Source organism: uncultured Roseovarius sp., from assembly GCF_947489715.1.
Taxonomy (GTDB): domain Bacteria; phylum Pseudomonadota; class Alphaproteobacteria; order Rhodobacterales; family Rhodobacteraceae; genus Roseovarius.
Genome location: NZ_CANLER010000001.1, coordinates 256942 through 278926, shown reverse-complemented (window position 1 = coordinate 278926; position 21985 = coordinate 256942). Strand labels below are relative to the sequence as shown.

21 protein-coding genes are annotated in these 21985 nt (G+C 60.7%); 16 read left to right on the top strand and 5 right to left on the bottom strand.

Translation table 11 applies throughout. The annotated features are described in order from the left end of the window. Nucleotides 1-7 precede the first annotated feature (7 nt). A complete protein-coding gene (gene fabI, locus Q1B27_RS01330; protein WP_299842473.1) occupies nt 8-814 on the top strand; it encodes an enoyl-ACP reductase FabI in 807 nt (268 codons plus the stop codon). A 5-nt stretch (nt 815-819) separates the two neighbouring features. Continuing rightward, nucleotides 820-1428, top strand: a complete 609-nt coding sequence (locus Q1B27_RS01325; protein ID WP_299842470.1) for a LysE family translocator — start codon at nt 820-822, stop codon at nt 1426-1428. Here Q1B27_RS01325 and Q1B27_RS01320 read toward each other — a convergent pair. Further along, nucleotides 1425-1895 carry a hypothetical protein gene (locus tag Q1B27_RS01320; RefSeq protein WP_299842467.1) on the bottom strand — a complete coding sequence of 157 codons (471 nt, stop codon included), beginning with the start codon at nt 1893-1895 and terminating at the stop codon, nt 1425-1427. The two genes, Q1B27_RS01325 and Q1B27_RS01320, sit on opposite strands and share 4 nt — an antisense overlap. A 112-nt stretch (nt 1896-2007) precedes the next feature. On the opposite strand from Q1B27_RS01320, the gene gpt reads away from it, so the two are divergent. The 5 genes from gpt to Q1B27_RS01295 are packed head-to-tail and all read left to right on the top strand — an operon-like array spanning nt 2008 to nt 7720. Next, complete coding sequence (gene gpt, locus Q1B27_RS01315) at nt 2008-2508, top strand: xanthine phosphoribosyltransferase (RefSeq protein ID WP_299842464.1); 501 nt, start codon at nt 2008-2010, stop codon at nt 2506-2508. A gap of 21 nt (nt 2509-2529) precedes the next feature. Next, on the top strand, nt 2530-3732 hold the full coding sequence (locus Q1B27_RS01310) for an aminotransferase (RefSeq protein ID WP_299842461.1): 1203 nt from the start codon (nt 2530-2532) through the stop codon (nt 3730-3732). A 45-nt stretch (nt 3733-3777) separates the two neighbouring features. Continuing rightward, nucleotides 3778-5619, top strand: coding sequence for a peptidyl-prolyl cis-trans isomerase (locus Q1B27_RS01305; protein WP_299842458.1), 1842 nt, complete (start codon nt 3778-3780; stop codon nt 5617-5619). 13 nt (nt 5620-5632) lie between these two features. Next, entirely contained in the window at nt 5633-7144 is a 1512-nt protein-coding gene (trpE, locus tag Q1B27_RS01300) for an anthranilate synthase component I (RefSeq protein ID WP_299842455.1), read from the top strand. A 30-nt stretch (nt 7145-7174) separates the two neighbouring features. Next, nucleotides 7175-7720: a pseudouridine synthase gene (locus tag Q1B27_RS01295; RefSeq protein WP_299842452.1), complete on the top strand. Its 546-nt coding sequence runs from the start codon at nt 7175-7177 to the stop codon at nt 7718-7720. Nucleotide 7721: 1 nt separating this feature from the next. Here Q1B27_RS01295 and Q1B27_RS01290 read toward each other — a convergent pair whose 3' ends face one another. Then, a complete protein-coding gene (locus Q1B27_RS01290; protein ID WP_299842449.1) occupies nt 7722-9362 on the bottom strand; it encodes a divergent polysaccharide deacteylase family protein in 1641 nt (546 codons plus the stop codon). Nucleotides 9363-9487: 125 nt separating this feature from the next. Here Q1B27_RS01290 and Q1B27_RS01285 point away from each other — a divergent pair, with 125 nt between their 5' ends. From Q1B27_RS01285 to lexA, 7 genes are all read left to right on the top strand, one after another. Then, the gene (locus Q1B27_RS01285; protein ID WP_299842446.1) at nt 9488-10069 is read left to right on the top strand and encodes an aminodeoxychorismate/anthranilate synthase component II; all 582 of its coding nucleotides are present in this window, start codon (nt 9488-9490) and stop codon (nt 10067-10069) included. After that, nucleotides 10066-11088 carry an anthranilate phosphoribosyltransferase gene (gene trpD / locus Q1B27_RS01280; protein ID WP_299842443.1) on the top strand — a complete coding sequence of 341 codons (1023 nt, stop codon included), beginning with the start codon at nt 10066-10068 and terminating at the stop codon, nt 11086-11088. The genes Q1B27_RS01285 and trpD overlap by 4 nt, the downstream gene beginning before the upstream one ends. Continuing rightward, nucleotides 11085-11900, top strand: coding sequence for an indole-3-glycerol phosphate synthase TrpC (gene trpC, locus Q1B27_RS01275; protein WP_299842440.1), 816 nt, complete (start codon nt 11085-11087; stop codon nt 11898-11900). Before trpD ends, trpC begins: the two co-directional genes overlap by 4 nt. Next, on the top strand, nt 11901-12377 hold the full coding sequence (moaC, locus tag Q1B27_RS01270; protein ID WP_299842437.1) for a cyclic pyranopterin monophosphate synthase MoaC: 477 nt from the start codon (nt 11901-11903) through the stop codon (nt 12375-12377). It abuts the gene before it with no gap. Beyond that, nucleotides 12374-13546 (top strand): gephyrin-like molybdotransferase Glp, encoded by a 1173-nt coding sequence (glp, locus tag Q1B27_RS01265; protein WP_299842434.1) that lies wholly within the window; start codon nt 12374-12376, stop codon nt 13544-13546. The genes moaC and glp overlap by 4 nt, the downstream gene beginning before the upstream one ends. Nucleotides 13547-13766: 220 nt before the next feature. Further along, complete coding sequence (locus Q1B27_RS01260) at nt 13767-14480, top strand: DNA helicase (protein WP_299842431.1); 714 nt, start codon at nt 13767-13769, stop codon at nt 14478-14480. Between the two features lie 397 nt (nt 14481-14877). Beyond that, nucleotides 14878-15579, top strand: a complete 702-nt coding sequence (gene lexA / locus Q1B27_RS01255) for a transcriptional repressor LexA (protein WP_299842428.1) — start codon at nt 14878-14880, stop codon at nt 15577-15579. Here the strand turns inward: lexA and Q1B27_RS01250 are convergent. Next, a complete protein-coding gene (locus tag Q1B27_RS01250) occupies nt 15573-17528 on the bottom strand; it encodes a ComEC/Rec2 family competence protein (protein WP_299842425.1) in 1956 nt (651 codons plus the stop codon). The genes lexA and Q1B27_RS01250 overlap by 7 nt on opposite strands. A gap of 131 nt (nt 17529-17659) precedes the next feature. Between Q1B27_RS01250 and gltX the strand changes: the two genes are divergently transcribed. After that, a complete protein-coding gene (gene gltX, locus Q1B27_RS01245) occupies nt 17660-19069 on the top strand; it encodes a glutamate--tRNA ligase (protein ID WP_299842422.1) in 1410 nt (469 codons plus the stop codon). A gap of 75 nt (nt 19070-19144) precedes the next feature. Continuing rightward, nucleotides 19145-20440: a citrate synthase gene (gene gltA, locus Q1B27_RS01240; protein WP_299842419.1), complete on the top strand. Its 1296-nt coding sequence runs from the start codon at nt 19145-19147 to the stop codon at nt 20438-20440. Between the two features lie 67 nt (nt 20441-20507). Here gltA and Q1B27_RS01235 read toward each other — a convergent pair whose 3' ends face one another. Together Q1B27_RS01235 and Q1B27_RS01230 are read right to left on the bottom strand one after the other, a co-directional pair. Beyond that, nucleotides 20508-21188 (bottom strand): DUF2161 domain-containing phosphodiesterase, encoded by a 681-nt coding sequence (locus Q1B27_RS01235; RefSeq protein ID WP_299842416.1) that lies wholly within the window; start codon nt 21186-21188, stop codon nt 20508-20510. Between the two features lie 11 nt (nt 21189-21199). Next, nucleotides 21200-21979: an enoyl-CoA hydratase-related protein gene (locus tag Q1B27_RS01230; protein ID WP_299842413.1), complete on the bottom strand. Its 780-nt coding sequence runs from the start codon at nt 21977-21979 to the stop codon at nt 21200-21202. Between the last annotated feature and the right edge of the window lie 6 nt (nt 21980-21985).

The following is a 21985-nucleotide window of genomic DNA, read 5'->3' as shown; positions in this document are numbered from 1 at the left end:
GCACGATATGTCGAATAATCTGATGGCGGGCAAACGCGGTGTGATCATGGGCCTGGCCAATGACAAATCCATCGCCTGGGGCATTGCCAAGGCCTGTGCCAATGCAGGTGCCGAGCTGGCCTTTACCTATATGGGAGACGCGTTCAAGAAACGCGTGGAGCCGCTGGCCGGACAATTGGGGGTTACCAATCTATTTGATTGCGACGTGTCTGACCCCGCTTCAATCGACGCGGCCTTTTCCGAGATCGAGAAAGCCTGGGGCAAGATCGACTTTCTGGTCCACGCCATTGGCTTTTCCGACAAGAACGAACTGCGCGGTCGCTATGTCGATACCAGCCGCGACAACTTCCTGATGACAATGGATGTGTCAGTCTATTCCTTCACTGCCGTGGCGCAGCGTGCCGAAAAGATCATGCCCGATGGTGGCGCGATGCTGACGCTGACCTATTACGGCGCCGAACAGGTGATGCCGCATTATAACGTGATGGGCGTCGCCAAGGCGGCGCTGGAGGCGTCGGTAAAATATCTGGCCGAAGATCTGGGCAAGGACGGTATTCGCGTCAATGCGATCTCTGCCGGTCCAATCAAGACCCTGGCCGCCAGCGGTATCGGCGATTTCCGATATATCCTGAAATGGAACGAGTTGAATTCACCCCTGCGCCGCAACGTGACCATCGACGATGTCGGCAATTCGGCGCTTTATCTGCTCAGCGATCTGGGCAGCGGCGTAACAGGTGAGAACCTGCATGTGGACGCGGGTTATCATGTGGTTGGCATGAAAGCCGTCGACGCGCCTGATATCGACAAAACCTAGGCGTCATGGACGCCACGCATCTCATTGTCTTCAACCTGGCGCTGCTGGCAGCGCTGGTCAGCCCCGGCCCCGCCATGCTGATGGCGCTGCGCACCACACTGGTATCCGGCAGGCAGGCTGGCATCCTCTTTGGGATCGGCCTGGGTGCTGTCGCTGCTGGCTGGACGGCTGCGGCGTTGCTGGGATTGAACGTCATTTTCCAGATGTTCCCCTGGGCCTACATGACCCTCAAATTGATCGGCGCAACCTATCTGGTCTGGCTGGCAATCTCGACATGGCGACACGCGGCGGAACCGATCAGAACCGGTGGCAATGTCAGTACGCGAAATGCAATTGTGGCAGGCGCGCTGGTCAATCTGGCAAATCCCAAGTCGGTTTTATTCGCCTCGGCGGTTCTTCTGGTGATTTTCCCGCCTGATATGGCATTCGCGGGCAAGGCCATCGTTGTGCTGAACCAGTTTATTGTCGAATCCGTCGCCTATACCGCCTTCGCCTTTGTCCTGTCGACGCGGCAGGCCCGTGACGGATATCTCCGACTTAAACCAAAGCTCGATCGCATCACCGCAGCGGTGCTTGGCGCACTTGGCCTGCGCCTGATGCTGGACCGCGCCTAGCCACGACGACGGCGGCGTAATTCCTGCCGAAGACCAGCCTCACCCCGTGCCATGGCCCACCGGTGATTGGCGGTAAAGGCGGGCCACAACAGCGGCGCCAGCAGGCGCAGGACGGGTTTGCCCACGTCGACCGTCCAGACATAACGAACATCGGCGATCCCGCCCTCCTGTGTCAGCGTCCAGACGCCCTGGCCCAGCAAATCGCCCTCGGCGCGGATGGTCCAGCTTGTGGGCCGGTTGGCCTTGATGATCGTGCCCTGCCAATTCAGCGTGTAGGGCAGACGCCCGCGGCTGTGGAAGGCCACCTTCCGGCCCAGCCCATCTTCCCCTCCCGGCTCGATTATACGCGCGGACAGGTACACATCGCCCCACCAGTCCGGCAGGCGTTCGACATCGCCAAGAATGTCCGCAACCTCTTCGACCGCAGCTTCAAACCGCCAATGTGATGTAAGAACGCGCGATGACATGGCCCTCGATATCCCGTGTCCCAACTGTATCCGGGATTGGCCGGCTTTCAAACTGCGGCTTTCGTTTGGGGCCGGATTGCGCTATGCGCGGATGAGTCAAGGAGATACGATTATGAACGACCGCCTGCCCCACGAAAAAGGCTTTCACGTCAGCTGGGACCAATTGCACCGCGACGCGCGCGCGTTGGCCTGGCGGCTGGACGGGAAAGGCCCGGATGAGGGCGCCTGGAAGGCCGTTGTCGCAATTACACGCGGCGGTATGGCACCCGCGATGATCGTCGCGCGCGAGCTTGATATCCGCACTGTCGATACGATCAGCGTCAAAAGCTACAACCACCAGGAACAAAGCGAACCGCGTGTGATCAAGTCACCCGACATGGATCTGGTGGGCGACGGCACCGGCGTGCTGATCGTCGACGATTTGGTGGATACCGGTCGCACGCTGGAAGTTGTGCGCGCCGTGATGCCCAAGGCGCATGTGGCCACCATCTATGCCAAGCCGCAGGGCCGCGAGCAGGTGCACAGCTTCATCACCGAGGTCAGTCAGGATACATGGATTTTTTTCCCGTGGGACATGGCCCTGCAATATGTCGAACCCTATCGCGGCACCTGACCTGATCCACCGGAGACCCTGATGCCATTACCCCGCACCGCCACAACGTTTTTCCCGCCTGTCATGGAGGCCCGGCGCTGGTTGCAGGGCGTCGAGTTTCCGCCCGACCGCCGGCTGATCAATGTCAGCCAGGCCGCGCCGGTCGATCCGCCGCCCGAACCCTTGCGCCGGGTGATCGCAGAGGCCGCGCTGAACACGCCCGAAGCGCATCTTTACGGCCCGGTTCTGGGCCTGCCAGCCCTGCGCGACGAAGTGGCATTGCAGTGGCGCGCAGCCTATGGCGGACAGGTCACGTCAGAGAATGTCGCGATCACCTCGGGCTGCAATCAGGCGTTCTGTGCAATGATCACCACGCTTTGCGCGGACGGAGATGAAGTTATCCTTCCAACCCCTTGGTATTTCAACCATAAAATGTGGTTGGATATGGCTGGTGTTAGGTCGGTGGCCCTGCCTGCCGGGGCGGACCTTCTCCCCGATCCGGAGGACGCGGCACGGTTGATCACCGATCGCACACGGGCAATCTCACTGGTCACCCCCAACAATCCCGGCGGCGTGGAATACCCCGCCGACCTGGTGCGGGCCTTCTTCGATCTGGCCCGCGACAAGGGCATCGCGCTCATTGTTGATGAGACCTATCGCGATTTCGATGCCCGAAGCGGCGCCCCGCACGCGCTTTTCACCGATCCCGATTGGGATGACACGCTGATCCAGCTTTATTCCTTCTCGAAGGCGTTTCGCCTGACCGGGCACCGTGTTGGCGCCATGATCGCCTCGCCCACACGTCTGGCCGAGGCCGAGAAATTCCTCGATACGGTCACCATCTGCCCCAACCAGCTGGGCCAGATTGCAGCCCTCTGGGGGATGCAAAACCTGACGCAATGGCTGGCCGGGGAACGCGCCGAAATCCTCGACCGGCGCGCAACGATCAATGACAATATGCCCCGGCTCACGGCAAAAGGCTGGCAGCTTTTGGGTTGTGGCGCTTATTTCGCCTACATGCAGCACCCGTTCGCGATGGCCTCGGACGAGGTAGCAAAGAAACTGGTGGCCGATGCGGGCGTGCTCGTGCTGCCCGGCACCATGTTCACCCCAGACGGTGACGCCGCGGGCAAGCGCCAGATGCGCGTCGCCTTTGCCAATGTGGATCGCGCCGGGATCGGTCAGCTTTTTGACCGTCTCGAAGCGCTGGACTGGCCCCTTGCTCCTGCTGCGGGCAGCGCGTAGACAGTCGCGAAGAAATCCTATCCCTAGAAGCGTATGAGGGGCCACATGGCGGGCAAAAGCATCTCGAAAACACTGGTTTGGATCCTGATGGGCCTGCTGATCCTGGGGCTGGGCGGCTTTGGCGTCTCGAACCTGTCGGGGAATGTGCGCAGCGTTGGCGCGGTTGGCGAAAGCGAGATCACTATCAACGAATATGCCCGCGCGCTGGAAAACCAGATCAACGCCTATTCCGCCCAACTGGGCGCGCCGGTCAGCTTTGCGCAGGCACAGCAGGCCGGAATCGACGCCTCGGTCCTGTCGCAGCTTGTGTCGGTCACAGCGCTTGAGGAAGAAACCCGGCGGCTTGGCATCTCCATCGGCGACGCGAACCTGCGTGAGCAGATTACCCGCATTCCGGCCTTTCAGGGCATTGATGGCAGTTTCGACCGCGAAGCCTATCGTTTTGCGCTGGACCGCGCGGGCATGAACGAAGGTGATTTCGAGGCCGATCTGCGTGCCCAGCAAGCCAGCACCCTGTTGCAGAATGCGGTCATCGCGGGCGTGCACGCGCCCGAGGCCTATACGGACACGTTGCTGCGCTTTCTTGCCGAAGAACGTGACATCACATGGGCCGTGCTGGACCGTGATGATTTGCAGACCGGCCTGCCCGTGCCATCGGAGGAGGATCTGCAAGCCTATCACGATGCGAACCCGGCAGAGTTCACCACCCCCCAGATCAAGCGCCTGACCTATGCCTGGCTGACACCCGAGATGATCATCGACACGGTCGAGGTGGAAGAAAGCGCCCTGCGCGCCGCCTATGACGAGCGTATCGAAGAATACCGTCAGCCCGAAAGGCGGCTGGTCGAACGTCTGGCCTTTGCCGATACCGCCGCCGCAGACGCGGCGCTTGCTCGCATCACCGGGGGCGAGACCAGTTTTGAGGCCGTTGTCGAAGAACGCGGGCTGGAACTGGCGGATATTGATCTTGGCGATGTACGTCAAATCGACCTGGATGGCGCCGGGGATGCTGTATTTGCAGCCTCCGCCGGCGATATCGTGGGTCCGCTGGACAGCCCGATCGGCCCCGCGCTTTTCCGGATAAACGCGGTATTGGCCGCACAGGAAACCAGTTTCGAGGATGCCCAGCCCGAGCTTCGCGATGAACTGGCCGCAGATCGCGCCCGCCGCGTGATCGACGCGCAGATCGAAAGCGTGGATGATTTGCTTGCCGGGGGCGCCACGATCGAAGACCTCTCTGCCGAGACCGAGATGCAACTGGGGCAGATCGACTGGCACGAAGGTGTCAGCGATGACATTGCCGCCTACGACTCATTCCGCGTCGCCGCCGCGTCAATCACGGCCGAGGATTATCCGGATGTCGCGCAACTGGAAGATAGCGGGATTTTCGCGATGCGCCTGGACGAGGTTGTGCCCCCCGCCCTGCTGCCGCTTGAAGAAGTGCGCGAACAGGCCGAAGAGGCATGGCGCCTGCAAGCCGTCGAAGAGGCGCTCAATACGCAGGTGCAGGCCCAGGCAACCGAGCTTAAATCCGGCACCACGTTCGAAGAGCTGGGCATGACACCACAGGCCGCAACCGGCCTCAACCGTCGCGGATCGCAGGCAGATGTGCCGCCGGAACTCGCCGACACCGTGTTCGGCATGGCCAAGGGCGATGTCGAACTGATCCAGGGGGGCGGGCGCGTTTTCGTGTTGCGTCTGGACGATATCAGGCAGCCTGACCAGTCGGACGAGGAACTGACCACCTTACGGCAAAGCATCGCTGAACAGAATGCCAACAGCGTGGCGCAGGACCTGTACCAGATATTGGCCGCCGATATTCGCAGCCGTGTCGGCATCAGCGTGAACCAGCAGGCGCTTAACGCCGTGCACGCGAATTTCCAGTAGGAGCAGCAAGCCCGTGGATTTGACGCCGAGTTTCGACGATTTCGCCAAGGGCTTCGAGGCCGGGCGCAATCAGGTGGTCTATGCCCGTCTGGCCGCGGATCTGGACACGCCGGTCTCGCTGATGCTCAAGCTGACAGCGGCGGCGCGTGACGCGTTCATGCTGGAATCGGTGACCGGCGGCGAGGTGCGCGGGCGCTATTCGATCATCGGCATGAAACCCGATCTGATCTGGCAGTGTCATGGCGAGGCCAGCCGCATCAATCGACAGGCACGTCTGGACCCTGACAGTTTCGAGGCGCAGGAAGGCGCGCCGCTGGACAATCTGCGCGCCCTGATCGGCGAATGCCAGATCGGCCTGCCCGACGGTCTGCCCGCCGCCAGTGCGGGGCTCTTTGGCTATCTGGGCTATGACATGATCCGGTTGGTTGAACATCTGCCCGACGTGAACCCCGATCCGCTGGGCCTGCCCGATGCGGTGATGCTGCGCCCGTCGGTCGTGGCCGTTCTCGATGGTGTCAATGGCGAGGTGATCGTCGTGGGCCCCGCCTGGGCCAATTCGGGGCTTAGCGCGCGCGCGGCCTACGCGCAGGCGGCAGAACGGGTGATGGACGCGGTCCGCGATCTGGAACGCGCCCTGCCCCAGCAGGCCCGCGATCTGGGCGAGGCGCATGAAGACGCGCCGCCGGTGTCGAACTTCACCCGTGACGGCTATAAGGACGCGGTCGAGAAGGCCAAGGAATACATCCGCGCGGGCGACATCTTTCAGGTTGTGCCCAGCCAGCGCTGGACCCAGCCGTTTCGCCAGCCACCTTTCGCACTCTACCGCTCGCTTCGGCGTACCAACCCGTCGCCCTTCATGTTCTATTTCAATTTCGGCGGCTTTCAGGTGGTGGGCGCCAGCCCTGAAATCCTGGTGCGCGTGTTTGGCGACGAGGTCACGATCCGCCCCATTGCCGGCACCCGCCCGCGCGGTGCCACCCCGGAAGAGGATCGCGCGCATGAGGCCGATCTGCTGGCCGATTCCAAGGAGTTGGCAGAACACCTGATGCTGCTCGATCTCGGGCGCAACGATACGGGCCGGGTCAGCAAGATCGGCACCGTGCGCCCGACCGAAGAATTCATCATCGAACGCTACAGCCACGTGATGCATATCGTCAGCAATGTCGTGGGCGAGCTGGCCGAGGATCAGGACGCACTCAGCGCGCTGCTGGCCGGTCTGCCCGCAGGCACGGTTTCAGGCGCGCCCAAGGTCCGCGCGATGGAGATCATCGACGAGCTGGAGCCGGAAAAGCGCGGCGTCTATGGCGGCGGCGTGGGCTATTTCAGCTCGAACGGCGACATGGATGTCTGCATCGCCCTGCGCACCGCCGTGGTGAAGGACGAAAAGCTTTATATCCAGGCCGGGGGCGGCGTTGTCTATGACAGCGACCCCGAGGCGGAATATATGGAAACCGTGCATAAATCCAACGCCATCCGACGGGCTGCCGCCGACGCCGCCCGCTTCACCGGCAATGGCAATTCCTAGGGTGGGGTCTCCCCCCGCCAGACCTTCACCATGCCGCGCCTGATCCTCTTCAACAAACCCTTCGGCGTGCTTTCGCAATTCACCGATAAGGGCAGTCAGGACAGCCCGCGCGCCACCCTGTCGGACTATATCGACGTGCCGGGCGTCTACCCTGCCGGACGGCTGGATCGGGACAGTGAAGGGCTGCTGGTGCTGACCGATGATGGCAGGCTACAGGCCCGTATCGCCAATCCGCGCCACAAGATGGAAAAGACCTATCTGGTACAGGTCGAAGGCCTGCCCGATGACGCCGCGCTCGACGCATTGCGCACAGGCGTGACCCTGAAAGACGGCCCCACCCGCCCGGCACAGATACGCCGCATCGACCCGCCAGACCTTTGGCCCCGCACCCCGCCCGTGCGCTTTCGCAAATCGGTCCCCGATTGCTGGCTGGAAATCACCATTTCAGAAGGGCGCAACCGGCAGGTGCGCCGGATGACGGCCCATGTCGGCCACCCGACGCTGCGGCTGGTGCGCTGGCGGGTGGGAGACTGGTGCCTTGACGGTCTGGACACCGGCGCGTGGCGCGATGCCTAGGCTATTCTGCTGTCAAAACGGCTGAGACCGGCGCCACTGCCACCCGTCCGGCCCGATCCTGCAAGCCCCAGAGCAGCAGCGCGCTGATCGTGTCGGCGCGCAACCGGCCCACCATGATCACGCCCTTTTCCTCTTGGCCCGCGCGGAACGCGGCCTGATCCAGAAAACGCCGGATCACCGTGGCATTCTGCCCCTTGGCATCAAAATCGCGGAACACGCTGGCCGAGGGCACGCCCTCACGCGCGATCAGTTTTTGCGCCGTGTTGAGCCCATTGGGGAACATCACCGCACCATGACCGCTATCGCGCAGGATCTGCGCCAATTGCCCGCTGGCATCACGGTTGGCTTGCAGCCCCCCCTCGTCGCCCTCCATGATCGCAACGGCCTGCGGCACACGCTCAAGGTAGGCCTGCACCGACACTTCGGTATCCGTGGCAGAGGCCCCTTCCGGCAAGTCGATCATCGCCAGAACCTCGAAACCGGCCTCGCGATATTTCTGCATCGCATCCCCTGCGCCGGGCCAACCCGTATCCACCGCGAAATTCAGCGGATAGGGAAAGCTTTTCAGCGCCTCAAGGCCGATCGGACTGCTGCCATCATCAATCAGCACGATGGACATCATCGGTTTGTCATCGGGGTTCTCGAACGCCGCGGCAAATCGCTTGATCGGCGGCAAGCTGTCATCATCGGGGGCCGGGGCCGCGTCCTGGGCCACGTCCTCTTCGGTCACGCCATCCTCACTTCCAGCATCCGCGGGGGGCTCGGGTTCGGCCGTGACTGAGGGCAACCTGTTCGTCGTCACATTGGGTGCGATATTCGTGATCGTGCCGGATGGTTTCTCAGGCTCGGCCAATGCGGCGGTATCTTCTTCCGGCGGGGTTGGCGTTTCTTCCGGAAGGGCATCGGGTGCTTCGACGATCGGCAGCGCCGGTTCGGTCACCTGGTCCTGAACATCGACGCTCTCGGCACTCTCATCCGTTGTCGTCTCGGTGGCCTCGGCGGCGTCCGATTTTTCAGCTTGGGGCAGGTCCGCCTCCGGTTCGGTCGCCATGCCGGTCACGGTATCCTCGGCCGTGGTGTCGCCGTCTTGCGCTGGTGTCTCTCCGGTATCCAGTGCCGCACCCTCACCTTCCGGTGCGCTTTGCTCTGGAAAGGCCGATTCCTCTTCCGAAGGCTCCGGCAGGGCAGGCTGCGCAGGTTCGGTCGAGATCGAAAGCTCTTCTTCGCTCGCCGGTGCCTCGGGGGCGTTGGCCTGCGGACTGGGCAGCACCGGGCTATCCGTATCCACGGCAATGCCAGCCCCGCTGTCACCGGCATCGGGCGCATTCATCGCCAGATCGGCATCGTCGGTCTCAGGCTGGGCGGCGCTTTGCGTCGCATCCGTGTCGATCGTGCTCAGGTCATCCGGCTCGGGTGCCGCGATCTTGGCCACATCGCCAGCATCGGGTGTTTCCTGCGTCTCGGGCAGATCGGCTTGGGTGTCGTCGCGCGATTGATCAAACTCGGATCCGGCAGGTACTTCGATTGCCGTCGCGTCCGGGGCTCCTGCCCCCGGCACCTCGGTCATCACCGATGCCGTGCCCACGACAAGCCCCGACACCACCGTTCCGGCGATCATGCCTGATAAAGTTCCGCGTGCCACTGCCTTTGCCCCTCTATTTGCCTTTTTCCCAGCTTTGCGCCCCTTGACGGTGCCGTGCAACCCTGAACAAGTATAGCGCGACCCTATATGGGGCCTCCAGCCCCTCAAACGCAAGGACTGGCAAGATGCTGCTCTTGATAGATAACTACGACAGTTTCACCTATAACCTCGTGCATTATGTGGGCGAGCTGGGGGCGGATGTCGTCGTACACCGCAACGATGCGCTGAACGTGCAGGAAGCGATGGGCTTGAACCCCGCCGGTATCCTGCTCAGCCCCGGACCCTGTGATCCCGATCAGGCGGGCATCTGCCTGGCGCTGGTCGAGGCCGCGGCCGAGACGAAAACCCCGCTTCTGGGTGTCTGCCTGGGCCATCAGGCCATCGGCCAGGCCTTTGGTGGCAAGGTGATCCGCCATTCCGACATCGTGCATGGCAAGATGGGGATCATGCATCACGAAGGCACCGGCGTGTTCTCTGGCCTGCCCTCCCCGTTTGAAGCGACGCGCTATCATTCGCTGGTGGTCGAACGCGACAGCCTGCCCGATTGCCTTGAAATCAATGCCGAGCTTGAGGATGGCACGATCATGGGGTTGCGGCACCGCGAATTGCCGATCCACGGGGTGCAGTTCCACCCGGAATCCATTGCCTCGCAGCATGGCCACGCGTTGCTCAAGAACTTTCTTGATACGATGAAGGTGCCTGCATGAGCGACGACATCAAACCGCTGATTGGCACGGCGGCTGACCGGCCCCTGACGCGGGCCGAGGCCGAGACGGCGTTCAATATCCTCTTCGAAGGTGAGGCCACGCCCAGCCAGATCGGTGGCTTGCTGATGGCTCTGCGCACCCGCGGCGAAACGGTAGATGAATATGCCGCCGCCGCCGCCGTGATGCGCGCCAAATGCAATGCGGTCACGGCACCCGCAGGCGCAATGGACATCGTGGGCACCGGCGGCGATGGCAAGGGCACGCTCAACATCTCGACCGCAACCGCCTTTGTCGTCGCGGGCGCGGGCGTGCCGGTGGCCAAGCACGGCAACCGCAATCTCAGTTCGAAATCCGGCGCGGCAGACGCATTGGGCCAGATGGGCGTCAACGTCATGGTCGGGGCGGATGTCGTCGACCGCGCCCTGGCCGAGGTCGGCATCGCCTTCATGATGGCGCCGATGCATCACCCGGCGATGGCCCATGTGGGCCCCGTGCGGGCCGAGCTGGGCACCCGCACAATCTTCAACATCCTTGGCCCCCTGACCAACCCCGCAGGCGTCAAACGTCAACTGACCGGCGCGTTTTCACGCGAGATGATCCGCCCGATGGCGGAAACCCTGGGCCAGCTCGGCTCGGAACACGCCTGGCTGGTGCATGGCAGCGACGGCACCGATGAGATGACGATCACCGGCATCAGCTGGGTCTGTGCGCTGGAAAAGGACGGCAGCATCCGCGAGGTTGAACTGCACCCCGAGGATTTCGGCCTGCCCGTCCATCCGTTCGAAGATATCCTCGGCGGCACGCCCGAAGAAAACGGCACCGCCTTCCGCGCGCTGTTGAACGGCGCACCCGGGGCGTATCGCGATGCGGTTCTGCTGAATGCCGCCGCTGCGCTTGTTGTCGCCGACGCTGCCAGCGATCTCAAGACCGGCGTTGCCATGGCCGCCGAAAGCATTGACGGTGGCGCTGCATTGGCGAAAATCAACGCCCTAGCCACCCTGACATCGGAGGCCAAATGAGCACCCCCACGATTCTGGAAAAAATCAAGGCTTACAAGCTGGATGAGGTGGCCGCCGCCAAGGCGGACGCCCCCCTGGACGCCGTTGAAGCCAGCGCCCGGGAGGCCGGACCAGTGCGCGGTTTCACCGATGCCCTGCGATACGCGGCACAGAACGGCTACGGGCTGATCGCCGAGATCAAGAAGGCCAGCCCCTCCAAGGGTCTGATCCGCGAAGATTTCGACCCGGCGGTTCTGGCCCACGCCTATGCCGAAGGTGGTGCTGCCTGCCTGTCCGTGCTGACAGATACGCCCAGCTTTCAGGGCGCCAAGGAATTCCTGCCACAGGCCCGCAATGCCTGCGACCTGCCGGTCCTGCGCAAGGATTTCATGTATGACCCCTATCAGGTTGTCGAAGCACGTGCGCTTGGCGCGGATTGCATCCTGATCATCATGGCCAGCGTCGAAGACAGCCAGGCAGCCGAATTGGAACAGACCGCGATGGACTGGGACATGGATGTGTTGATCGAAGTGCATAACCAATCGGAGCTGGAGCGCGCCGCGGCGCTGAAATCGCCGATGATCGGCATCAACAACCGTGATCTCAACACTTTTGAAACAACGCTCGATACCACCCGCAAACTCTCGAAACTGGTACCACTGGACCGGATGATCGTCTGCGAAAGCGGGCTGGCCACGCGCGAAGACCTGGCCGATATGGCCCGTTACGGCGCGCGCAGCTTCCTGATCGGCGAAACCCTGATGCGCGCCGATGACGTGACCGCGGCCACCCGCGATATTCTGGCCTCGCCGCTGACCCCCGGGGGCATGTAAGTGGCGGGCCTCACGCATTTTGACGGCAAGGGCGATGCCCATATGGTCGATGTATCGGACAAGGCCGTCACCGACCGCGTTGCCATTGCGGCGTGTCACATCAAGATGCTGCGGGAAACCTTTGATATCATTGCAGAAGGCCGCGCCAAGAAGGGTGACGTTCTGGCTGTGGCGCGGCTGGCCGGGATCATGGGCGCCAAGAAAACCGCCGACCTCATTCCGCTTTGCCACCCGCTACCCATCACCAAGGTCACGCTGGACTTATCGCTCGACCCGGACCTGCCCGGCGTTCAAATCCAGGCCACGGTCAAAACCACGGGTCAGACCGGGGTAGAGATGGAGGCGCTGACCGCCGCCAATATCGCCGCCCTCACCGTCTATGACATGTGCAAGGCGGTGGATCGCGGCATGGAAATCGGCGGCACCCGCGTCATCCTGAAAGACGGCGGAAAATCAGGGCGGTACGAGGCCAAATGATCTCGGTCGATCAGGCGCTTGAGCATCTCTTTTCACTTGTCGCCAAGACGGGCACCGAGGCCGTGCCACTGACCGAAGCCACGGGCCGGGTGCTGGCCCAGGACGCCATTGCCACGCGCGATCAGCCACCTTTTGCCGCCTCGGCCATGGATGGTTACGCGGTCATGGGCGATGAGGCCGAAATCGGCGCGTCCTTCGATGTCATTGGAGAATCGGCGGCAGGGCATGCGTTTGACGGCCAGTGCGGGCCGGGTCAGGTCGTTCGCATCTTTACGGGCGCGCCAGTGCCCGGCGGCGCCGACCGCGTGGTGATCCAGGAAGATGTCAACCGCAAGGGCGACCGCATCACCCTGACCGACCGCCTGGGCGGTGGCGATAACATCCGCCCACTCGGGGCCGATTTCCGCGTGGGCGACCGGCTGAGAGCACCACGCTTTCTGCGTCCTTCGGACATCGCCCTGCTCGCTTCGATGAACATCGCCGAGGTTTCCGTGGCCCGCCGTCCGAACGTGGCGCTGATTTCCACCGGGGACGAGCTGGTGATGCCCGGCGAGGACCCCGGCCCCGATCAGATCATCGCCTCGAACACCTTTGGCCTCAAGGCGCTGCTGGATGGCATCGGTGCCCGTGCGCGCATCCTGCCCATCGCCGGGGACAGCCGTCCGCTGCTAGAGGCCGCGTTTGACCTGGCCAGCGATGCCGACCTCATTGTCACCATCGGCGGCGCGTCCGTCGGCGATCATGATCTGGTGGGCGATGTTGCCGAGGATCTGGGCATGCAGCGCGCCTTCTACAAGATCGCCATGCGCCCCGGCAAACCGCTGATGGCGGGCCGCATGGGGGATGCGGTGATGATCGGCCTGCCGGGTAATCCGGTATCCGCGATGGTCTGCGGTCATGTCTTTCTGGCCCCGGTCATCCGCGCGATGCTGGGGCTTGGGGCTGCACCGTCCCCTCGTCTCAGCGCCCGGTTGGCCGAAGATCTGCCTGAAAACGGCCCGCGCGAACATTACATGCGCGCCTTCGTGCGCAATGGCGAGATCACCGCCGAAACCCGGCAGGACAGCTCTCTGCTGACCGTTCTCGCCGACGCCAACGCGCTTTTGATCCGCCCCGCAGGCGATAGCGCGCGCGCCGCCGGTGATACGGTCGAATATCTTCCGATCTGACAACACTTATACGCCGCGTCGCGACCCACCCCGGAACATCACGATCACCTGTTGAGCGGCGCGCCCTGCCCGGCTATGGTTCCAGTCAGGGCCTTGCTCGGGCCTCCCCCCTCCGCCGGGGCAGCATCTGACATGCAGAGCACTGCAAATCCGGACCATTCCGTTCGAGCACACGCATAAGGAGGGATTGCGCCAACCGCTCGAAAAAGGAGTATCCAACATGCATCTATCCGCCCCGATTTATAAACTGAAGCGCAACGCCAAACTGCTGGCGCGCGAAAAATCCATCCCCCTGCATCAGGCGCTGGACCGCGTCGCCGTTATTGAAGGCTTTCGCGGCTGGAGCCATCTGGTGTCCCGCGCATCGCAACCCGACCCGGCTGCGACCATCCTTGCGGGTTTACATCCCGGCGATATGGTTCTGCTGGCTGCCAGACCCGGTCACGGCAAAACCCTTCTCGGTCTCGAACTTGCGGCACGGGCCGGACTTCTGGGCAAGGCGGGTTTCTTCTTTACGCTGGATTATCACGAACGGGACGTTGCGAACCGCTTTCGTGATCTGGAATTCCCGCAAACCGCTGCCTCGAACCCGGTCGAAATCGACACGTCCGACAATATCTGCGCCGATTACATCCTGCGCCGACTGGCCCGGACGGACGGGAACGCCATTGCCGTCATCGACTACATGCAGCTTCTCGACCAGAAGCGCACCAACCCGGACCTACAAGATCAGATCGACGCGCTGCGCGCCTTTGCCAGCACCAAAGGTGGCATAATCGTGCTGATCGCGCAGGTCGATCGCTCGTTTGACCTGACAGGCAAGGCGATGCCGGACCTTTCCGACGTGCGCCTGCCCAACCCTCTCGATCTGTCGGCCTTCGACAAGGCGTGCTTTTTGCATCACGGTGAAATCCGGTTTGAGGCCGCGGCGTAGCCCCTGAGAAAGAAGTTTGCGGGCATTCTCTGCGTGCCCGCAACAGCTCAAAGACCTCGCCTCTCCCCTCTACTCAAGACTGATCCCTCTCACGAACTCTGCCGGAGCTTTACGCGCCGAACGTCCGGTTAACCTGCCCGCGTACCGATACCGGCACCGACGTAATACCGACAAAATACCGACGTTATACCGACAGCGGATTCCCTTGTTTTTCAGGCCGTTAACCAAGATTCGCTGAAATCCGTGTTATTCGGGTTCTGCCGACGCCGAATCTAGAGCCCCGTTCGACCTTCGAAACCATCCTGAAAGGGTGACCTGTCGATTTTTATCCACAGTTGACACAAAACAAGAACATGCGTAGAACAAAACAAAACGCACTGAGCAGAGGATCTGTCAAATGCTGACCAAGAAGCAGTTGGATTTATTGGAGTTTATCCATAAACGTGTGCAACGTGACGGCGTTCCCCCCAGTTTCGACGAGATGAAAGAAGCGCTGGACCTGCGGTCAAAATCCGGGATTCACCGGCTGATCACGGCGCTGGAAGAGCGCGGATTTATCCGACGCCTCGCCCACCGGGCCCGTGCGCTTGAGATCGTGAAACTGCCCGAATCCCTTGGTGGTGAAGCAACACACGGCTTTTCGCCACGTGTGATCGACGGCGACAAACCGGATGTCGCCAAGCCCGCAAATGCCCAACCCGTCGAAGCCGCCGCAGCGGTGGAACTGCCCGTGATGGGGCAGATCGCGGCCGGTGTCCCGATTGAGGCGATTTCTCATGCGTCGCACAACGTGGCCGTGCCCGGCAGCATGCTGAGCGGCTCCGGAGAGCATTACGCGCTTGAGGTCAAAGGCGATTCTATGATCGACGCCGGTATTAATAATGGCGATGTCGTGGTGATCCGGGAAACCAGCATAGCGGATAATGGCGATATCGTCGTGGCCCTGGTGGAAGATCACGAAGCGACCCTGAAACGCTTTTTCCGCAAGGGGAATGCCATTGCACTGGAAGCTGCGAACCCGGCCTATGAGACCCGTGTTTTCCCCGAAGACAAGGTCAAGGTACAGGGCCGCCTGGTGGGGCTGATCCGCTCTTACTGACTATTCCAAAGCCGCGCGCCAGTGATCTGTCGCGCGGTCACCGTCCTAATCCCCTGATCTGTTCGGTAGAGTGCAAGCGCCCCGGATTTCTTTAGGGTTTTCGGGTGGATGACCTTGCAGGGCAAGTCATGTGGCGGGTCCACATTCATCACCACCCATTCTTGATCGGCGCAATCCGTCAAAGCTTCGGCGGCGCGTTTCCCGCGAATGGTTGTTATGTTGTAGGCCGCCGGCAGGGCCAAGTTCCAGCGTTTTGCCGCGCCCTCCTGTTCAGCGGCATCACCATCATTTTCCAGCCAGTTAAGAGCCACAAAACCAGCACCGCGCGGCTTGCTGAGCGCGCGGCCCTCATCCGTCATGACACCGACCAGCGCGCCCGTATCGGCAATCAATACATCCGGCCGCGTGGTCTGCGACCAGAATGCAAAGGCAAGGATCACCGGCACCACCCCCACGACCCGTGCCCGACCCTGCCATAGCACGATCACAAGCGCCCCCAGCATCATCAGGGGCAACACAAACGGTTCCGGGCTGACAACCGTGCCGCGGGCACCTTCAAGCCCGGACACCGTATGTGCGACGCCCAGAATCCAGCGCAAACCTAGGCCCATAACCCAGAGTGCAATCCCTTCTAATCCGATGGGCAGCAGAAACGCTGCCAGCACCGCGGCAGGCATCACCAGGATCCCCATAAGCGGTACGCTGACCAGATTTGCGACCAACCCATAATGGGCAATCTGGTTGAAATGCGCAGCGGCCACCGGGGCCGTCGCCAGCCCCGCCACCAAAGACGAGATCACGACGGCAGCAACAGGCTGCATCCAAGGGGGCCCAAGCTTGATCTTGTGGTCCCTGAGCCAGCCAAAAACGGCCACCAGCGCGGTGGTCGCCGCGAAAGACATCTGGAAGCCCGGCCCCAGCAGCGCCTCGGGCCTGAGGCATAGCACAATCACCGCCGCCACGGCCACGGCACGCAAACTCAAGACCCGCCGGTCAAAAAGCACGGCAACCAATGCGACCGCAACCATTACAAAGGCGCGCTCGGTGGCGACATTCCCGCCAGATAAGGCCAAATATCCGGCGGCGACGATCAACGCCATAATCGCCGACAGTTTCTTGGCGGGTACGCGCAGGCCAACCACCGGGACAGCGGCAAAGCTCAATCGAAAAACGGCAAAGACAAAGCCCGCAAGCAACCCCATATGAAGCCCCGAAATGGCCAGAAGATGCGCCAGGTTTGACACCCGCAGCGCTTTCAATGTCTCTTGCCCCATACCAGAACGATCGCCGGTCATGATGGCGGCGGCAAAGGCGCCAGTCTCCCCCGGAAGCGCGGCCTGAACCCGCGCCGAAAGGCCCATACGGGCCTTGAAAAGCATCTGACCATCATCGGGCGGCGCAATAGCCAAAAGTGGCGTGCGGGTATAGCCGACGCCGCCCAGCTTGAGAAACCAGGAATGCCGCTGGAAATCAAAACCGCCCGGCTCAACCGGCCCTCCCGGGGGTGAGATATGCGCCGTCGCGATGACACGCAGCCCCGGCACCGGGTCAACAAACCCCTGCTCTCCGTGAAGCGACAAACGCACCCGCTCGGGCGTCTTAGCAGGTGTTAACCCCCGCAGGATAACCTGATCCAGCGTCAACCGGACCGCATCGCTGGCAGACCGGTCTATACCGACGATACGTCCCTCGACAGGGCCATAATATCGCCATCCGATGACAGGCGCCTCCACATGATGGGCACGCAATCCCGCCAGACAGAACCCCATCCCGAAAAGCGCGATCACCCAAAGGAAGGGCGACACCTGCACACCGACCCAGCGGGTCAGGACAACAAGCAGTAATGAGCCTGCGCCAATCCAGAAAAAAATCTCGGGCGGCGGCTCGGTCTTGATGGTGAAATAGGTCGTTATTCCGACCGCCAGACATACGGGCACCCACGGAAACAAATAGCCCCGCTGCGTTAACCACACGGTTTGCAAGTTGTGCCAGACGGCCAAGACTTGTCACCCCTCGGACGGGTCGATAGACAGGCGTTAACGCTATCGCCATCACCGTTACCGAAAGGTTAATTTGCCCCATGTCGCAGAAGGTCGTGACCCGTTTTGCCCCCTCGCCCACCGGATTTCTGCATATCGGCGGGGCGCGCACGGCGCTGTTCAACTGGCTGTTCGCGCGCCATCACGGCGGCGAATTCAAATTGCGAATCGAAGATACCGACCGGGCGCGGTCGAACGAGGCGGCAACTCAGGCCATTCTGGATGGAATGCGCTGGCTCGGGCTCGATTGGGATGGGGATGCAATCAGCCAGTTTGACAATGCCGCACGCCACGCAGAGGTGGCACATGCAATGCTGGCAGCGGGCAAGGCCTATAAATGCTTTTCATGCCAGGAAGAAATCGCAAAATTCCGCGAAGACGCGCAAGCTGAAAAGCGCTCGACCCTGTTTCAGAGCCCCTGGCGCGATGTTGATCCCTCGGACCACCCGGATGCGCCCTACGCGATCCGGCTGCGCACGCCGTCCGAGGGCACAACGGTAATTCACGATCAGGTGCAGGGCGATGTGACCATTCGCAACGACCAGTTGGATGATATGATCCTGCTGCGCAGCGACGGAACACCTGTCTACATGCTGGCGGTTGTCGTAGATGATCACGACATGGGCGTAACGCATGTGATCCGGGGCGACGACCATTTGAACAATGCGGCCCGACAGATGGGTATTTACACGGCGATGGGATGGGACGTGCCTGTCTGGGCGCATATTCCGCTGATACACGGGCCTGATGGCAAGAAACTCAGCAAACGCCACGGCGCTTTGGGGGTCGAGGAATACCGTGCCATGGGATACCCCGCATCCGGCATGCGCAATTACCTGACGCGTCTCGGCTGGAGCCACGGGGACGATGAGTTTTTTACCGATGATCAGGCACGGGAATGGTTCAATCTGAAGGGTATCGGCAAATCACCCGCGCGGTTTGACTTCAAGAAACTGGAAAATCTTTGCGGTCAGCATATCGCCGCATCCCAAGATGCTGCACTGCTGCATGATTTGGTGGATTTCAGGGACATAACCGGTCAGACCCCTCTTTCCGACGCCAAGAAGGCACTTTTTGAAAAAGGTATGTACTGCCTCAAAGAACGCGCGAAGACCTTCCCAGAATTAATTGAAAAAGCTCAGTTTATTCTGAGTGATCGACCAATAGAACCAGATGACAAAGCATCAAAAAACCTTGATAATGTATCCCGTGGTATACTGAAAGAATTGACGCCGCATCTGCAAAATGCTACTTGGTCTCGCGAGGAACTTGAGGCTACTGCAAATCAGTTTGCCGAAGATCATGAGATGAAGTTTGGCAAGCTGGCAGGTCCACTCAGGGCTGCATTGGCGGGCCGAAGCGTAACACCCAGTGTGTTCGATATGATGCTGGTGCTTGGGCAGGATGAATCTGTTGCCCGACTTACAGATGCTGCCTGCAAGAGCGATTAACACGTTCTAAAGGCCAAGTGAATTAAGCAGCCTAATAGCGTATCTTGCGCGGGCGCTCTGACGGAGGACATGAAAATGGCAGATAGCAACAAAACCGCAAAGCTCGATATCGGCGGAAACTCCTATGAACTGCCCATTTTTTCACCAAGCGCCGGGCCAGATGTCATAGACATTCGCAAGCTTTATGCCAAAGCTGGCGTGTTCACATATGATCCGGGCTTCACCTCGACCGCGAGCTGTGACAGCACGATCACGTTTATTGATGGCGGCAAAGGTGAATTGCTGCACCGGGGCTACCCCATCGACCAGCTGGCCGAGAAATCACATTATCTCGAAGTATGCTATCTGCTGCTTTACGGCGATCTTCCGTCGGCCGCGCAACTGGAAGATTTCGAAAGCCGCGTTACCAATCACACCATGCTGCACGAACAGATGCATTTCCTTTTCCGGGGCTTCCGCCGGGATGCGCATCCGATGGCCATCATGGTCGGCGTTGTTGGCGCGCTGAGTGCGTTCTACCACGACAGCACCGACATCAACGATCCCTGGCAGCGCGAGGTCGCGTCGATCCGGATGATCGCAAAAATGCCGACCATCGCGGCGATGGCCTATAAATACACAATCGGCCAGCCCTTCATCTATCCGCGCAATGATGTCGATTACGCGTCGAACTTCCTGCGCATGTGTTTCGCAGTGCCGTCCGAGGATTATGAGGTGAACCCAATCCTCAGCCGCGCCATGGACCGGATTTTCACACTGCATGCGGATCACGAGCAAAACGCCTCGACCTCGACCGTGCGTTTGGCGTCAAGCTCGGGTGCGAACCCGTTTGCCTGCATCGCGGCGGGCATTGCTTGTCTCTGGGGTCCTGCGCATGGTGGTGCCAATCAGGCCTGTCTTGAGATGCTGCGCGAAATCGGGACGGTAGATCGCATCCCTGAATTTATTGATCGGGCGAAGGACAAGAACGATGATTTCCGCCTGATGGGCTTTGGGCATCGGGTCTACAAGAACTTCGATCCACGCGCCAAAGTAATGAAACAATCGGCGGATGAGGTTCTGGAACTGCTGGGCGTCGAAGACAACCCCACGCTCCAGGTCGCTAAAGAACTTGAAAAACAAGCGCTTGAGGATGATTATTTCGCTGACAAGAAACTGTTCCCGAATGTCGACTTCTACTCGGGCATCATTCTTGAGGCGATGGGTTTCCCCACCTCGATGTTCACTCCGATCTTTGCCGTGTCGCGTACAGTCGGGTGGATTTCGCAATGGAAAGAGATGATCGCCGATCCACAACTGAAAATCGGACGCCCGCGTCAACTCTACCAAGGGTCAACTCTAAGGGATTATGTCGATATCGAAAAACGTTAATCGGCCAACCTGGTTTCAAAGCCGCCCACATCACTGGGCGGCTTTTTCATGTCCAACGCCAAGTTTGCTAATCCGAAACCGGAAATTCTAACCGTCCATATTGCACAAGTGCTTCCGAGCCATTGGGCGTCAGTGCATATACCCCGATCCTGATCCGTTCAAACCATCCATAATGATCGTCGGCCATGATCCGGGTCGCATTGGGTACACCCGTAGCACGGGCAACATCCGCGCCCTTAGCAGGCCCATGATCAGCCAGATGCGTTGCGATGCGCAATGCATCTTGCCGGTAAGAGGTTATCAGCCCCACACGCGTTGACCCACCCTTGGTCGGATCCCCGACCCGGCGCTGAAATTCCCGCAGAAGCCTTTGCAACCTTACTTTGGATTTTCGTGGCTTATACGGGCCCGGATCGACCAGCACATCGACATAGCCATCCCGTTGGCGTACCGTCATCAATCCAAGCCCCAAACGACGACAAAGCGTGCAATTGTCCCGCATTGCAGCATATGCGCGGCGCCCGGATTTATGAGGTACTGCCAAGTAGACCGCATCGCTCACAGATTGCCTGGCAATTCCCTGATGCAAAAGACCAAGACTGAAGCGGGTTTTCAGTTCGACCAACACCGGCAGGTCATCACCGCGCACGGCCATCACATCGACCGCTCCGATCTCACCTTTTACCTCATATCCCTGACCTTCAAGAAACGCCTTTACAGGGGCATAAAGCTCCTCTTCCGGCGTCATTGTCATCGCCCCTATCGCCCCTCATATTGCGCAGGGCGTTTTTCCAGAAAAGCCACAACGCCTTCCTTGAAATCACGGGTCTTTCCACAATCCCCTTGAAGTTTTGCTTCCAGATCGAGCTGACTGTCGAACCCGTTTTCCCAGCTGTCGCGTATCGCTCGTTTGAGGTTGCCATAGGCCTGCGTTGGCCCTTGGGCAAGATGGGCCGCGCGCGCATGCCAAAGGTCATCGAATTTGGCATCCTCAACAGCTTCCCAGATCATGCCCCATTCATCCGCCTGACGTGCACTGATCGGTTCGGCAAAAAGTGCTGCGCCCATTGCCTTTGCCGCACCCATCTGGCGCGGCAGCCAATATGTACCGCCGGCATCAGGGATAAGCCCAATTCGCGTGAATGCCTGAAGAAAATAGGCGCTTTCCGTGGCAATGACCAAGTCTGCGGCCAAGGCAAGATTAGCGCCTGCCCCGGCAGCCGGGCCATTGACGGCGCTGATCGTGGGGATTGGACAATCCGAAATTGCCCGCAGCATAGGCACATATTCGTCGCGCAACACACGCTCCAGATCAATCGCCGCAGCGTTGCCGCTATCGCTCAAATCCTGGCCGGAACAGAAGGCTTTACCATTACCGGTCAGCACAACGACACGCGCTTTCAGTCCCGAGAAGGTGACGGCATCGGTAATCTCGGCCCGCATCTGCGTGTTGAGCGCATTCATCTTATCAATACGGTTGAGACGTAAAACGGCGATGTCATCCGCAATTTCAAGCGTAATGGTTTGATAATCCTTCACGAGCGC

Coding starts and splice junctions, on each gene's coding strand:
- fabI (WP_299842473.1), top strand. CDS start 8: ATGTCGAATAATCTGATGGCGGGCAAACGCGGTGTGATCATGGGCCTG.
- Q1B27_RS01325 (WP_299842470.1), top strand. CDS start 820: ATGGACGCCACGCATCTCATTGTCTTCAACCTGGCGCTGCTGGCAGCG.
- Q1B27_RS01320 (WP_299842467.1), bottom strand. CDS start 1,895: ATGTCATCGCGCGTTCTTACATCACATTGGCGGTTTGAAGCTGCGGTC.
- gpt (WP_299842464.1), top strand. CDS start 2,008: ATGAACGACCGCCTGCCCCACGAAAAAGGCTTTCACGTCAGCTGGGAC.
- Q1B27_RS01310 (WP_299842461.1), top strand. CDS start 2,530: ATGCCATTACCCCGCACCGCCACAACGTTTTTCCCGCCTGTCATGGAG.
- Q1B27_RS01305 (WP_299842458.1), top strand. CDS start 3,778: ATGGCGGGCAAAAGCATCTCGAAAACACTGGTTTGGATCCTGATGGGC.
- Q1B27_RS01295 (WP_299842452.1), top strand. CDS start 7,175: ATGCCGCGCCTGATCCTCTTCAACAAACCCTTCGGCGTGCTTTCGCAA.
- Q1B27_RS01285 (WP_299842446.1), top strand. CDS start 9,488: ATGCTGCTCTTGATAGATAACTACGACAGTTTCACCTATAACCTCGTG.
- trpD (WP_299842443.1), top strand. CDS start 10,066: ATGAGCGACGACATCAAACCGCTGATTGGCACGGCGGCTGACCGGCCC.
- trpC (WP_299842440.1), top strand. CDS start 11,085: ATGAGCACCCCCACGATTCTGGAAAAAATCAAGGCTTACAAGCTGGAT.
- glp (WP_299842434.1), top strand. CDS start 12,374: ATGATCTCGGTCGATCAGGCGCTTGAGCATCTCTTTTCACTTGTCGCC.
- Q1B27_RS01260 (WP_299842431.1), top strand. CDS start 13,767: ATGCATCTATCCGCCCCGATTTATAAACTGAAGCGCAACGCCAAACTG.
- lexA (WP_299842428.1), top strand. CDS start 14,878: ATGCTGACCAAGAAGCAGTTGGATTTATTGGAGTTTATCCATAAACGT.
- gltX (WP_299842422.1), top strand. CDS start 17,660: ATGTCGCAGAAGGTCGTGACCCGTTTTGCCCCCTCGCCCACCGGATTT.
- gltA (WP_299842419.1), top strand. CDS start 19,145: ATGGCAGATAGCAACAAAACCGCAAAGCTCGATATCGGCGGAAACTCC.
- Q1B27_RS01235 (WP_299842416.1), bottom strand. CDS start 21,188: ATGACGCCGGAAGAGGAGCTTTATGCCCCTGTAAAGGCGTTTCTTGAA.